We start from the raw sequence: 12,689 nt of genomic DNA, 5'->3' as shown, positions 1-12,689 counted from the left end.
CGGTCGTGCAGGCCGTCAGTTCACGGCGAAGCAATAGAGCAGGCCATCACCGCCCGTTCCGCGGAGTGCCTGCTGGCTGCAGCCGCCCCGGGACTGGTGCGACGAGTTCCACGATGTCGCCCACGGGTCGGCCGTCGGCCCCGAGCGGTCATGATGGCCCACGATGGCCACGCCCTCGGTGCCGCTGCGCGTCCAGTTGCCGCAGGTCATGTCCGTGTCGTTCGGCGAAAAGGCCGTTCCGTCGGCGCGCGAGCCGGTCAGGATGTCATGGCGGTTGGGCGTGTCGCTGCGGCCCTCGACGGGCAAGCCCTTCTCGTTCAGCGCCGTCTGCTTCGTGACGTTGTTCGCCCCGTGCAGTTGGTCGACGTCACGCGCGATCACCTCGCCCTTGGCGTTGCTCCACGGGCCCTTGCCGATCCGGTCCCGCGCGTTCACCGTGGGGACGCCGTCCTTGCCCTGCGTGCTCAGGTACGCGCGCCAGGTCTTGCCGCCCGCGCCTGCGGCGGTGGCCAGGTTCTGGCAGTGCTTGTCGGCACCCGCGATCCCGCCCAGGTCAGCGCCCTTGCCGGCACCCACGCTGGTCACGAAGAAACTCATCGGCCCACCACCACCTGCGCTGCCGGATTGCTGCATCGCGCAGGCCGTGATCACGATCGGAAGCCCGATCAGGACTGCCCGCAGGGGCCGGGAAAAGCGTCTGGACATAGTTCCTCCGTTGAAGGTTGAAGGTTGGCCGAGCCACCCGGGGCCAGGCTGCGCGGATTATGGGAGCGGCAACCGGGGGTCGGCCACCACGGTTCCACCAGTCCCCGCCAAGCCCGTAGCTGGGGCGCCTGCCGTGACGACTCGCGTGGGTGCATGGGGTAATTGACTAGAAATCGACAACACAAACGGTATACAGTATTCCATAATGACCAAAGGTGATCTCCAAGGGGCACTGCGCCAGCCTGGCATTCCCGCGCGCCGGAATGGTGCGGCGATGCTTCGATGGCGCACATTTCCAAGGGAGATCGCCCCCGTCTCGCGTCGACTCCCCCTTGCCAGAGGGGTTGCCGGCGTCGCGGCAGTGGTGCATTGCAGGATTGCTTTCTGGCCCACGTTTTGCATACTGTATTAACTCATTCACACCGGAGGTTCCTGATGTCTCTGTTCTCGCGCCGTATACCGGCACTCGTCCGACTGGTGCCGGCGCTCGCGATGGCGGCGGGGCTGGTGTCCCTTGCCGGCGAGGCCGCCGCGCAGCCCGCCAAGCCCCTGACCAAGGTGCGCTATGAGGAAGTCATCCGTTCGGTGCTGTACGTGCCGATGTACGTCGCCCTGAACCAGGGCTACTTCAAGGATGCCGGCCTCGACGTGGGCATGAAGACCTCCCAGGGCACCGACAAGGGCATGGCCGCGCTGTTGTCCGGCAGCGCGGACATCGTGCTGATCGGCCCCGAGGCCTCCATCTATGTCGCCAACAGCGAGTCGCCATCCAAGCCGAAGATCTTCGCCGGCCTCACCGCGACCGACGGCTTCCTGCTGATGGCGCGCAAGCCGGTCAGCGGCGCGTTCGACTGGAACCAGCTCAAGGGCAAATCGGTGATGGCCTTCCGGCCGGGCTCCAACCCCGACGTGTTCCTCGAAGCCGCCCTGCGCAAGCATGGACTCGACCCGAAGAAGGACCTGAAGCTGGTCAACAACATCGGCCCGGCCGCACGCACCGGTGCCTGGATGGCCGGCCAGAACGACTACGCGATCTTCCTGGAACCGGAGGCCGGCAACCTGGAGAAGGACGGCAACGGTTTCGTCATGGCGTCCATCGGCAGCGAGGTCGGTCCGGTCGACTACACGGTGTTCACCACCACCGACACCTTCATGCAGAAGAACCCCGAGGTGCTGCAGGCCTGGACCAACGCCGTGGCGCGGGCGCAGAAGTACGTGCAGGCCGCACCGGCCGCTGACCTTGCCAAGCAGATCGCGGAGTTCTTCCCCGGCATGTCGCAGCCCGAACTGGTCAAGGCGATCGAGCGCTATCGCGGCTACAAGCTCTGGAAGACCTCGCCGCTCGTGGAGAAGGCGGCCGTCGAGCAATTGCAGGACATGCTGACGACCAGCGGCGTGCTCGAAAGCGGCAAGCGCGTGAAGTACGAGCAGGTCGTCGTGACCGACTTCGCCACCAAGGCCAAGTGATGGCAGCGGCCGGCATTTCCGCGGCCGGACGGCCGCGCATCGACGTACGCAACGTCTCGCTGCGCTACTTCACGCTGCAGGGCGAGACCCAGGCGCTCGACGACATCTCCCTCGCCGTCGCGCCCGGCGAGTTCGTCAGCATCATCGGCCAGTCCGGCTGCGGAAAGAGCACGCTGCTGTCGATCATCGCCGGCATCCTCGAACCCTCCTCCGGCAGCGTGACGGTGGACGGCAAGCCCGTCAACGGCCCCTCCCCCAGCATCGGCTACATGCTGCAGCAGGACTACCTCTACGAGTGGCGCAGCATCCTGGACAACGCGCTGCTCGGCGCCCAGATCCAGAAGCGCAACATGCGCGAGGCGCGCGAACGCGCCATCCATCTCCTGCACAAGTGCGGCATGGGGGACTTCCTGCACCACTACCCGCGCCAGCTCTCGGGCGGCATGCGCCAGCGCGTCGCGCTGGCGCGCACGCTGGTGACCAACCCCGACGTGGTGCTGCTCGACGAGCCCTTCTCGGCGCTCGATTCGCAGACGCGGCTGGCCATCGCCGACGAAGTGGTCGAGGTGCTGCGCAGCGAGGGCAAGTCGGTCGTGCTGGTGACGCACGACATCGGCGAGGCGATCGCGATGACGGACCGCGTGGTGGTGCTGTCGCGCCGCCCCGGCCGCATCAAGTCCGAGCACCTGATGAGCTTCCCGAGCCACGGCAGGCGCCCGACGCCCTTCGAGGCGCGCGCCTTGCCCGAATTCAACACCTACTTCGGCACGCTCTGGGATGAGCTCGACGTGCATGTCGAAGGATGAACGTGAGCGCCGACATGAATGCAAGCCCCTCGATGACGATGCCCACTGCGGCCCTGCCCTCACAGCCCGCCGTCGCGGCCGACAAGGCCCCCAGCGCTGCCTACGCGGCCTGGCTGGCGCGTCAGCGCCGCGAGAAGACCCTGGTGCTCGTGAGCCGGCTGCTGCTGCTCGTGGCCTTCTTCGGCCTCTGGGAGCTGCTGGCCAAGACCCGTGTGGTCAATCCGATGCTCACCAGCTACCCGAGCGCGCTCTGGCCGACCTTCGTCGACCTGCTGCAGAACGGCCATCTGCTGATGCACACCTGGGCCACCTTCAAGGCGACCCTGGTCGGCTTCGTGCTCAGCATGGTGTTCGGCGTCGCGATCGCGGCGGGCCTGTGGTGGTCGCGCTTCGCGAACAAGGTGCTCGATCCCTTCCTGGTCGTCGCCAACGCGATGCCGAAGATCGCCTTCGTGCCGATCTTCTACATCTGGCTGGGCTCGGAATACTCGGTGTACGGCATGGCGGTCGCGATCGCGATCTTCGTGACGATCATGGTCGCGTACGACGGCTTCCAGTCGACCGATCCCAACAAGATCAAGCTGGCGACCACGCTGGGTGCGAGCCGCGCGCAAGTACTGCGCATGGTCGTGCTGCCCGGCAGCGTGCCGACGCTGATCGCGGCGCTCAAGATGAACATCGGGCTGTCGCTGGTCGGCGTGATCGTCGGCGAGTTCCAGTCGGCCAGCGAGGGGCTGGGCTTCCTGATCGTCAATGGCAGCCAGATCTTCAAGCTCAATATCGTGATGACCGCGATCGTGGTGCTGGCGCTGATGTCGGCACTGATGTATCTCGTCATCGCCCGCATCGAAAGCGCGCTCGCACGCCGCTACGGCTGAACCCGAGAGAACAGAGAGCCAAGACACACGATGGAATTCCCCGCCTGGATCGTCGACCGCGTGATCGCGCGGCAAGGCACGCTGCACCCCTACCCCCGCTTCGATGCGAGCCGCACTGCCTTCGTGGTGGTCGACCTGCAGAACTACTACACGCAGCCCGGCTACCTGGGCGAGTGCGCACCGGCGCGCGCCACCTTCGGCAAGGTCAATGCGCTCGCCTCGGCGCTGCGCGAGGCCGGCGGCAGCGTGGTCTGGGTGCAGACCTGCTCGGACGGCGCCGACAGCTTCTGGTCGCACCACCACGCCTACATGCTGACGCCGGAGCGCAGCGCGCGCCGCCTGCTGGAACTCGGCCGCTCGCACCCCGGCTTCCAGCTCGCGCCGGGCCTGGACGCGCGGCCCGAAGACCCACGCGTGGTCAAGCGCTGCTACAGCGCGCTGGTGCCGGGCTCGTCACCGCTCGACGCCGTGCTGAAAGAGCGCGGCATCGAGACGGTGCTGGTCGGCGGCACCGTCACCAACGTCTGCTGTGAGTCGACCGCACGCGACGCCATGATGATGAACTACGCCACCGTGATGGTGGAGGACGCGCTCTCGGCCGTCACGCCGGAAGAGCACGTGCACTCGCTGCACAACTGGATGCTGTTCTTCGGCGACGTGCTGAGCGTGGACGAGATCGGCGAGCGGCTGCAGGCCTAGAAGGTGCCGGGGTAGGCCCCGCCGTCGATCAGCAGGCTCTGCCCGGTGACATAGCCGGCGTGCACGGAGCACACGTACGCACAGAGCGCACCCACCTCCTCGGCGCGGCCGAAGCGACCCGCCGGGTTGTTGCGGCCCCGCTCCTCCCACAACACCTCGAAGGGCGGGCCACCGGCCTTCACGAGACCCTCGACGTGATGGCGCTGCGCATCGGTCGCGAAGACGCCGGGCAGGATGTTGTTGATCGTCACGTTGTGGCGCACGGTCTGGCGCGCGAGGCCCGCGACGAAGCCGACCAGCCCCGAGCGCGCACCGTTGGAAAGGCCCAGTTCGGCCTGCGGCGTCTTCACGCTGCGCGAGACGATGTTGACGATGCGTCCGAAGCCGCGCTCGATCATCGGATCGACGGTGCGGCGGATCATCTCGATCGGGCCGAGCATCATGGCGTCCAGCGCGGCATGCCAGTCGGCCGTCGTCCAGTCGCGGAAATCGCCCGGGGGCCGGCCGTCGGCGTTGTTGACGAGGATGTCGGGCGAGGGACAGGCGGCCAGCGCGGCATTGCGGCCTTCCGCGGTGGTGATGTCCGCAACCACGAAGCGCACGGCTGCGCCGGTCTCGGCTGCCAGTTCCGCCGCCGCCTGGCGCAGCGTGCCCTCGGTGCGTGCGGCGATCACCACCTCCGCGCCTTCCATCGCGAGTTGCCGTGCACAGGCGCGGCCCATGCCCCTGCTGCCGCCGAAGACCAGCGCCGTGCGCCGAGAGATGCCGAGGTCCATCGGGATTCCTTGCGTGCCCCGGCTCAGGCCGTGGCGGTGGATTGGAAGGTGAAGCTGTCGCTGTACAGATGATCGACGCTGGCGTTGCGCGCCAGGAAGATCCGCTTCGCGTCGCCGATCATCGCCGGCGAGCCGCAGAGGTAGATGGCGTGTTCCGAAAGATCCTCGAAGTCCTCCGCCACCGCCTGCTGCACATGCCCGCGACGGCCTGTCCAGTCCGCGCCTGCGCGCGAGAGCACAGGCACGTAGCGGAACTCGCACAGGCGATCCGCCCAGCGCTGGATCTCGTCGTGCAGGTACAGGTCCGCCTCGGTGCGCATGCCCCAGTAGAGGCACACCGGAGGGCACTCGCCGTCGTCCATGAGCGACTCCAGGATGCTCTTGATCGGCGCCAGCCCGGTGCCGGTCGCCACCATCAGCAGCGGCCGGTAGTCCTCCGCATGGAAGCAGAAGCTGCCGTGCGGCAGCTCGACCGGCAGCCGGTCGCCCGGTTTCAGCCGCGCGGCGTGGCCGCTGGTGAAGCGGCCCTCGGGAATGCGCCGGATGTGGAAGTCGAGCGCCCGCGGATGCGGCCGCGACGCCATCGAGAAGCTGCGATGCCCGCCCTCGGGCAGCAGGATGTTGATGTACTGGCCGGGCCGATACAGCAGCCCTGCCTCGGGCGGCACTTCGAGCGAGAGATGCAACACGTCGTCGGCGAGCGGCCGCAGCGCCGTCACCGTGGCCAGGTGGCGGGCCGGCTCGGAGCAAGGCGGCAAGCGACGCGCGGCGCTGATCACGAGGTCGCTCGCCGGCTTGGCCTGGCACGCCAGCGCATAGCCCTCCGCTGCCTCCCCGGGCGTCAGACCGGGCGGGAAATCGTCGTAATGCACCGAGCCTTCGACGAGCTTGATGCGGCAGGTCGCGCAGGCGCCGAAACGGCACTCGTGCGACAGCCGAAGTTCGTGCCGCAGGGCTGCGTCGAGCACCGATTCGTCGGGCGCGGCCTCGAAGCTCTGCGCGGTGTCGAGCCACTGAATTCGAAAAGCCATCGCCCTACTTCTTGATGTCGGCCTCGACCACCACGGCATGGCCCTTGGCTTCGAGAAGCTCATGCAATGCTTGCAGCGCGGCCACGCCGCATTTCGTGTCCTGCTCGCCATTGCCGCCGGAAAGCCCGACCCCGCCGATGACACTGCCATCGACCACGATCGGGAAGCCGCCGACGAAGACGGCGAACTTGCCCTCGAAGCTCCACTGGATGCCGAAGGCCTCGTTGCCCGGCAGCGCGGGGCCGTTGGGCAAGGTGTTGAACAGGTGCGTCGACCGCTTGTGGCCGGCGGCCGTGAAGGCCTTGTTCCACGCGATCTGCGGACCGGTGATGCGGGCGCCATTCATGCGCTCCATGGCGATCGGGTAGCCACCGTCGTCGACGATGCAGATGGTTTCGAGCACGCCGATCTCCTCCGCCTTGCGGATGGCGGCGGCGATCATCAGGCGGGCTTCTTCGAGTTCGAGCTTGAGCGCGGTTTTCATGAGGTATCTCTGCGAGAGGGAAGGGAGGATCAGCAGCCGCGGTAGACGGTCTTGATCTGCGTATAGAACTCGAGCCCGGTGCGGCCCGACTCGCGGAAGGTCGAGGTGCTCGATCGCTTCAGTCCGCCGAAAGGCGCGTTGATCAGGTTGCCGGTGGTGGTGCGGTTAATCTTCACGGTGCCCGACTGGATGTCCTGCGCGAAGCGGTGCGCGTGCACCGGGCTGGTGGTGCAGATGGCTGCGGACAAGCCGTACTCGGTGTCGTTGGCCTTGGCGATCGCGTCCTCGTAGCTGTCGACCTCGATGATCGCGATCACGGGCCCGAAGATCTCCTCGCGGGCGATGCGCATCTGCTGGGTCACGTCGGTGAAGATCGCCGGCGCCACGTAGAAGCCATGGGCGAATTCGCCGTCGACGAGCCGCTCGCCACCGCACAGCAGCGTGGCCTCGGACTTGCCGATCTCGATATAGCCGAGCACCGTCTCCAGTTGCTTGCGGGTGGCGAGGGGGCCGATGTCCATGCCGGGCGTCATGCCGCTGCCGACCTTGAGGGCGCGCACCCTGGCGACCAACCTGTCGGTGAAGTCGGCCTTGACCTTCTTCATCACCAGCACCCGGCTGGTGCCGGTGCAGGCCTGCCCGCTGAGCGACAGGCCGCCCTTGATGACGAGATCGACAGCCTTGTCGAGGTCGGCGTCGTCCATCACGATCAGCGGGTTCTTGCCGCCCAGTTCCATCTGGGTGCGCGTGGTCATGGCGGCGGCGCGGTGGATCTGCTCGCCGGCCGCCGTCGAGCCGGTGAAGGAGATGGCGCGCACCGCGGGCGACTCGGTGATGACCGGGCCGACCTCCGAGGCGCGCCCCGTGATGAAGTTGAGAACACCCTTGGGCAGGCCGGCCTGGATCAGCGCCTCGGCCAGCCGCAGTCCCGAGAGCGGCGCGTCCGAAGACGGCTTGAAGACCACGGTGTTGCCGGTCACCAGCGCCGGCGCGATCTTGCGCGCGGGGATCGACACCGGAAAGTTCCACGGGCTGATGACCGTCACCACGCCGAGCGGCTCGCGCTGGCTGTAGACCACCATGTCCGGGTCATCCTGCGGGAAGGTTTCGCCCGAGAAAGACTGGCCCTCCACCGCATAGAAGCGCAGCGTCTGCGCCGAACGCAGGATTTCGTCGCGAGCCTGCGCCAGCGGCTTGCCTTCTTCGCGCGTGAGTTCCTCGGCGAACTGCGCGGCATTGGCTTCCAGGTATTGCGCCGCGGCGTTGAGGATCGCGGCGCGTCGGGACACAGGCGTCTTCCGCCAGCCATCGAAAGCCGCCGCCGCCGCCGCCACGGCCGCACTGGCGTCGTCGGCGGACGAAGCCTGGAAGCGCCCCACCACCTGGCGGGCGTCGGCAGGGTCGATGTCGTCGAAGGTGCGATCGGTTCGGCTGGAAACCCAAGCCCCGTCGATGTGGTTCTGGAAAAGTGCCAATGGAGCGTGGGTCATGTCCGGATAGTTCAGTGATTGTCTTTTTAAGAATACTGTATACCAACAAGATAGGCAAGATTGCGCCTTTCTCAGGGAGCCTAGTTGCAGAAGTCAGGCTATTTGGTATACAGTATTCATGATGAGTCCACCCATCCACCTCTCGAACCAGGAGCCCGCATGCCCGCCCTCATGAATCGCGACGAATTCCGGACCGCTCTCGAAAACGCCATCAAGGGCAAGAGCGCCAACACATCCCCGTTCAGCCTCGCCTGGGCCGGCGGCACGCTGAGTCGCGCACACCTCGCTCGCTGGGCGGAAAACCATTACCACTACGTCGGCCCCTTCGCCGACTACCTGGGCTATCTGTATGCACGCATGCCCGACCGCTACACCGAAGCCAAGGACTTCCTGCTTGCCAACATGTACGAGGAAGAGATCGGCGGCGACCGCCACACCGACCTGCTGATCCGCTTCGCCGAAGCCTGCGGCACCACGCGCGAGCGCGTGACCGACCCCGACAACATGTCACCCACCACGCGCGGCCTGCAGAGCTGGTGCTACGCCGTGGCGATGCGCGAAGACCCGATCGTGGCCGTCGCCGGCCTCGTCGTGGGGCTGGAGTCGCAGGTGCCTTCGATCTACCGCAAGCAGACGCCCACGCTGCGCGACAAGTACGGCTTCACGGACGAAGAAGTGGAGTTCTTCGACCTGCACATCGTCTCGGACGAGATCCACGGCGAGCGCGGCTACCAGATCGTGCTGGAGCACGCGACCACCGTCGAGCTGCAGCAGCGCTGCCTGAAGATCTGCGAGGTCGGCGCCCAGATGCGCCTGCTCTACACGACGGCGCTGTACCACGATTACGTGGCCGTCGAAGCGGCGGCCCAACCGGCGCTCGAAGCCGCCTGAGCGGCCGCGCATGCCCATCATCACCTTCCACAAGGGCGGCCAGGTCTACAGCGACGAGGTCAAGGAGAACACCAACCTCGTGGTGCGCGCAGGCATCAAGCAGTTTCCCTACCCGCACCTGCGCTACGAGTGCGGCATGGGCAAGTGCTCGAAATGCGCCTGCCGCGTTTTGGCTGGCGCCGAGCATCTCCCTCCGCCCAACTGGAAGGAGAAGAAGCAGCTCGGCGATCGGCTCGACGCCGGCTGGCGCCTGGCCTGCCAGCTCTGGGTCCAGCAAGACGTGGAGCTCGCGCAGGACGACGCGCTGCCCGCGTGACGCATCGCTCTCGCCCACCATGTACGTGATATTGACCAGCAAGCCCGGGCAGTTCCGCACCGAGCTCGTCGAGGGCCTGCGGCGCGTCGAGTCCGCCGACTACCTTTTCTTCGGTCGCTGCAAGGCGCGCTTCGTGATCGCGGAAGTCGTGTCGGATTGCCGCGTCACGGTGATCGACGAGGTACCGCCGGAGACGGTCAACCATGTGCCGATCAAGTTCTTCGAGAAATTCGCGAGCGTGGAACGCGCGCGCAAGGCCATGCGCGAGCTGGTGCACGAAGGCGATGCCGACGTGGTGCTGGTGCCCACCTCTATCCCCCTCGTCTCCTCATGATCCAGATTACCTTCATCAGCAACAACGCCAAGGTCGTCACCGCGCCCGAAGGCGGCAACCTCCTGCGCATCTCGCTGCGCGAGCAGGGCGGCATCCCCTTCAAGTGCGGCGGCGGCCTCTGCGGCACCTGCAAGTGCCTCGTCGAGAAGGGCGTCGAGCACACCGACGCCATCAAGGCCAAGGAGAAGAAGCACCTCTCCGAGGACGAGTTGAAGCAGGGTTGGCGCATGGCCTGCCAGACCTTCGTGAACGGGGACATCGCCGTGTCCTGGAAACCGCGCGTCCTCGACAGATGATCGCTTCGCTGCTGCCCGATGGCATGAGCCTGGCCCACTACGCCGGCATGGCAGCGATGGTGCTCGTGGGCGCCTGCCTGCAGGGCATCGGCGGAGTCGGCTTCGCGATGTTCTCGGCACCCATTGCCGCCTTGTTCTACCCCGAGCTTGCACCGGGGCCGCTGCTCGCGCTCGGCGGGCCGCTGGCATTGATGTCCGCGCTGCGTGAACTGGATCAGGTCGATTGGGCCGCCGCCGGCGTGGCGCTGGTCGGCCGCGTGGTCGGAACGCTGGGTGCCGCGGTGTGCCTGATGCTCCTGCCGGCCGAGCTGCTCACCGTGATGTTCGCCGTCTTCATCCTCGCGGGCGTCGCGCTCAGCCTGAGCGGGCGCCGCATCGACGCATCGCGCGGCAACATGGTCGGCGCCGGCATTGCCTCGGGCTTGATGGGCACCATCACTTCTGCGGGCGCGCCGCCTTTTGCGCTGGTCATGCAGTATCTGCCGCCGCCCCGGCTGCGGGCCACCCTGGGCTGCGTGTTCTTCGTCGGTGCCGCCTTCTCGGTGGCTATGCTGGCGAGCGTCGGGCGCTTCGGCCGGCATGAGTTGCTGCTCACTGCCTGGCTGTTGCCGTTGATGGCGGCGGGCTTCGCGCTCTCAGGGCCCCTCAACCAGCGGGTGCCACGCGGCGCGGTGCGCGGCCTGCTGCTGAGCTTGTCAGCCTTTGGCGCCATCGCGTTGCTGGTGCGCGAAGCCTTCGGCTACTGAACCCTTTCCTGGAGCCCGTCTTGCAACACATCACCGATTCCACGGTCGAGGCGCTGGTCTCGCCGGCTGACGCGCAGCAGGTATTGCGCGATGCCTTCGCGCGCTTCGGCGAGCGCGAGGCCGCGATGCAGGAGCGCATCCGCACAGAGGCCGACGGCGTCAAGCTCTCGACGCTGGGTGCGGTCATTCCCGGCCAGGGCGTGGCGGGCGCGAAGGTCTACACGACCATCAAGGGCCAGTTCTCCTTCGTCATCCTGCTGTTCTCGACCGAGGACGGGCGACCGCTGGCCTCCTTCGACGCCGGCGCGATCACGCGGCTGCGCACTGCCGCCTGCTCGGTGATCGCCGCGCAGCACCTGGCACGCCCGGAGTCGCGGCATCTGGCGCTCTTCGGTGCGGGCATGCAAGGCCAGGCGCATGCAGTGCAGATGGCGACGGCCTTCGGGCTCGAGAGCATCCGCGTCTGCACGCGGAACCCGTCCCCGGGTCTGGCCGAAAGCCTCGCCGCCCAATGCGGTACGCCGGTGCGGCTTTGCACCGCCGACGAGGCCTTGAAGGGCGCCGACATCGTCGTCACCGCATCGCGCGCGACCACGCCGCTGTTCGCCGGCGAGCGCCTGCCGCCGGGCTGCTTCGTCGCCGCCATCGGCTCCAGCCTGCCGCACACGCGCGAACTCGACGACGCGGCGCTGGCGCGCGCCGCGCTGGTGGCAGTCGAGTGGCGGCAGCAATCGCTGCGCGAGGCCGGCGAACTGGTGCAGGCGGCGGAAGGCGTACTGCCCGAGGAGAAGATCGTGGAACTGGCCGAGCTCGTCACCGGCCAGGTGCGTGGCCGCCGCACCGGGGACGACGTCACGGTCTACAAGTCGGTCGGCGTGGGGCTGGAAGACGTGGCGCTTGCCGGCCTCGCCTGGCGCCGCCTCCGCGAGCGCTGATCCTGCGCCTTCAGGCCGACTCTCTCGGTGTCGGTGTCGGTGCCGGTGTCGCCGGGAGCGACGAAGGCGGCAACTCGGCCGCGCTGTAGACATGGCGCGCGGCGAGCAGCGCCGCCAGTTCGGCGTCGCCAGCCACCACTGCGCGCAGGATCGCAGCGTGCTCCTGCCAGTTGGCGTGCATGCGCTCGCGGTTGTTCACCGTAAAAAAGAGCGCTGTCCGCTCACGCAGCGAACGCATGATTTCCTGCAGCACCGAATTGGCGGCGACGTTGCCCAGCGCCTCGTGGAAGTCGAGATTGAGCGCCGAAATGCGCGCCAGGTCGTCATCGCTGGTGAGCTGCGAGCCCTCCGCCAGGATGCGCTCCAGCTTGGCGATCTGTACCGGATCGTGGCGCCGCGCCGCGAGCTTGGCGTTCAACGCCTCCAGCGTTGCGCGCACCTCGACCATCTCCTGGATCTGCTCCTTCGTGAAGGTCGTGACCGTCGCCCCGCGCCGAGGCTCGATGGCCACGATCCCTTCAGCCGCCAGGGCGCGCAGCGCCTCGCGCACCGGCATCCGCGAAACGCCCAGTTCCTCGGAAAGGCGGCCTTCGACCAGCCGTTCGCCGGGCGCGAGCGCCCCGCTCAGAATGCGTTCGCGCAGCGCCGCCAGGACCAGCTTCGTGAGCGGCGCGTGGCGCTCGCCCAATTTGCCATCGATGTTTTGTGCTTCCATTGCTCCAACGGCGACGTCATCTGCACCGGCCAGCGTAGCCGGTATACGAAATCCATATTGTGCCCGGTGCGTACCGGCCGGCGGATGCAAGTTGGTGCACGGAGCGCCTTGTTTGACAAT

At 67.3% G+C, this 12,689-nt stretch carries 16 protein-coding genes; 10 read left to right on the top strand and 6 right to left on the bottom strand.

Features of this window, described 5'->3' with window-relative positions; translation table 11 throughout:
* Nucleotides 1-15 precede the first annotated feature (15 nt).
* Entirely contained in the window at nt 16-705 is a 690-nt protein-coding gene (locus QTH97_RS24815; RefSeq protein WP_444813468.1) for a hypothetical protein, read from the bottom strand.
* Between the two features lie 435 nt (nt 706-1,140).
* On the opposite strand from QTH97_RS24815, the gene QTH97_RS24810 reads away from it, so the two are divergent.
* The 4 genes from QTH97_RS24810 to QTH97_RS24795 are packed head-to-tail and all read left to right on the top strand — an operon-like array spanning nt 1,141 to nt 4,555.
* Nucleotides 1,141-2,172 (top strand): ABC transporter substrate-binding protein, encoded by a 1,032-nt coding sequence (locus QTH97_RS24810; protein WP_286571155.1) that lies wholly within the window; start codon nt 1,141-1,143, stop codon nt 2,170-2,172.
* Nucleotides 2,172-2,978, top strand: a complete 807-nt coding sequence (locus QTH97_RS24805; protein WP_286571154.1) for an ABC transporter ATP-binding protein — start codon at nt 2,172-2,174, stop codon at nt 2,976-2,978. Before QTH97_RS24810 ends, QTH97_RS24805 begins: the two co-directional genes overlap by 1 nt.
* Nucleotides 2,979-2,992: 14 nt before the next feature.
* Nucleotides 2,993-3,856: an ABC transporter permease gene (locus tag QTH97_RS24800; RefSeq protein WP_286571153.1), complete on the top strand. Its 864-nt coding sequence runs from the start codon at nt 2,993-2,995 to the stop codon at nt 3,854-3,856.
* Nucleotides 3,857-3,886: 30 nt separating this feature from the next.
* Nucleotides 3,887-4,555: a cysteine hydrolase family protein gene (locus QTH97_RS24795; RefSeq protein WP_286571151.1), complete on the top strand. Its 669-nt coding sequence runs from the start codon at nt 3,887-3,889 to the stop codon at nt 4,553-4,555.
* Here the strand turns inward: QTH97_RS24795 and QTH97_RS24790 are convergent.
* From QTH97_RS24790 to QTH97_RS24775, 4 genes are read right to left on the bottom strand one after another with little or no spacing between them, the layout of a single operon-like run.
* The gene (locus QTH97_RS24790; protein ID WP_286571150.1) at nt 4,552-5,331 is read right to left on the bottom strand and encodes an SDR family oxidoreductase; all 780 of its coding nucleotides are present in this window, start codon (nt 5,329-5,331) and stop codon (nt 4,552-4,554) included. The two genes, QTH97_RS24795 and QTH97_RS24790, sit on opposite strands and share 4 nt — an antisense overlap.
* A 23-nt stretch (nt 5,332-5,354) precedes the next feature.
* Nucleotides 5,355-6,362, bottom strand: coding sequence for a 2Fe-2S iron-sulfur cluster-binding protein (locus QTH97_RS24785; RefSeq protein ID WP_286571149.1), 1,008 nt, complete (start codon nt 6,360-6,362; stop codon nt 5,355-5,357).
* 4 nt (nt 6,363-6,366) lie between these two features.
* A complete protein-coding gene (locus QTH97_RS24780) occupies nt 6,367-6,846 on the bottom strand; it encodes a GlcG/HbpS family heme-binding protein (RefSeq protein WP_286571148.1) in 480 nt (159 codons plus the stop codon).
* A 29-nt stretch (nt 6,847-6,875) separates the two neighbouring features.
* Nucleotides 6,876-8,336 (bottom strand): aldehyde dehydrogenase family protein, encoded by a 1,461-nt coding sequence (locus tag QTH97_RS24775; protein WP_286571147.1) that lies wholly within the window; start codon nt 8,334-8,336, stop codon nt 6,876-6,878.
* A gap of 159 nt (nt 8,337-8,495) precedes the next feature.
* On the opposite strand from QTH97_RS24775, the gene QTH97_RS24770 reads away from it, so the two are divergent.
* Genes QTH97_RS24770 through QTH97_RS24745 form a run of 6 tightly spaced genes read left to right on the top strand, consistent with a single transcriptional unit; the run spans nt 8,496 to nt 11,854 of the window.
* Complete coding sequence (locus QTH97_RS24770; protein ID WP_286571146.1) at nt 8,496-9,227, top strand: iron-containing redox enzyme family protein; 732 nt, start codon at nt 8,496-8,498, stop codon at nt 9,225-9,227.
* 10 nt (nt 9,228-9,237) lie between these two features.
* The gene (locus QTH97_RS24765; protein WP_286571145.1) at nt 9,238-9,543 is read left to right on the top strand and encodes a 2Fe-2S iron-sulfur cluster-binding protein; all 306 of its coding nucleotides are present in this window, start codon (nt 9,238-9,240) and stop codon (nt 9,541-9,543) included.
* Between the two features lie 19 nt (nt 9,544-9,562).
* The gene (locus QTH97_RS24760) at nt 9,563-9,877 is read left to right on the top strand and encodes a ferredoxin (protein ID WP_286571144.1); all 315 of its coding nucleotides are present in this window, start codon (nt 9,563-9,565) and stop codon (nt 9,875-9,877) included.
* Entirely contained in the window at nt 9,874-10,173 is a 300-nt protein-coding gene (locus tag QTH97_RS24755; RefSeq protein ID WP_286571143.1) for a 2Fe-2S iron-sulfur cluster-binding protein, read from the top strand. The genes QTH97_RS24760 and QTH97_RS24755 overlap by 4 nt, the downstream gene beginning before the upstream one ends.
* A complete protein-coding gene (locus tag QTH97_RS24750) occupies nt 10,170-10,919 on the top strand; it encodes a sulfite exporter TauE/SafE family protein (RefSeq protein ID WP_286571142.1) in 750 nt (249 codons plus the stop codon). The genes QTH97_RS24755 and QTH97_RS24750 overlap by 4 nt, the downstream gene beginning before the upstream one ends.
* A 20-nt stretch (nt 10,920-10,939) precedes the next feature.
* Nucleotides 10,940-11,854 carry an ornithine cyclodeaminase family protein gene (locus QTH97_RS24745; protein ID WP_286571141.1) on the top strand — a complete coding sequence of 305 codons (915 nt, stop codon included), beginning with the start codon at nt 10,940-10,942 and terminating at the stop codon, nt 11,852-11,854.
* A 10-nt stretch (nt 11,855-11,864) separates the two neighbouring features.
* Here the strand turns inward: QTH97_RS24745 and QTH97_RS24740 are convergent, their stop codons facing one another.
* On the bottom strand, nt 11,865-12,569 hold the full coding sequence (locus QTH97_RS24740) for a GntR family transcriptional regulator (RefSeq protein ID WP_286571201.1): 705 nt from the start codon (nt 12,567-12,569) through the stop codon (nt 11,865-11,867).
* Nucleotides 12,570-12,689 lie beyond the last annotated feature (120 nt).

This window comes from Variovorax gracilis (genome assembly GCF_030317115.1).
GTDB lineage: Bacteria > Pseudomonadota > Gammaproteobacteria > Burkholderiales > Burkholderiaceae_C > Variovorax > Variovorax gracilis.
The sequence above is the reverse complement of the archived record's forward strand: the minus strand, read 5'-3'. Positions and strand labels throughout refer to the sequence as shown.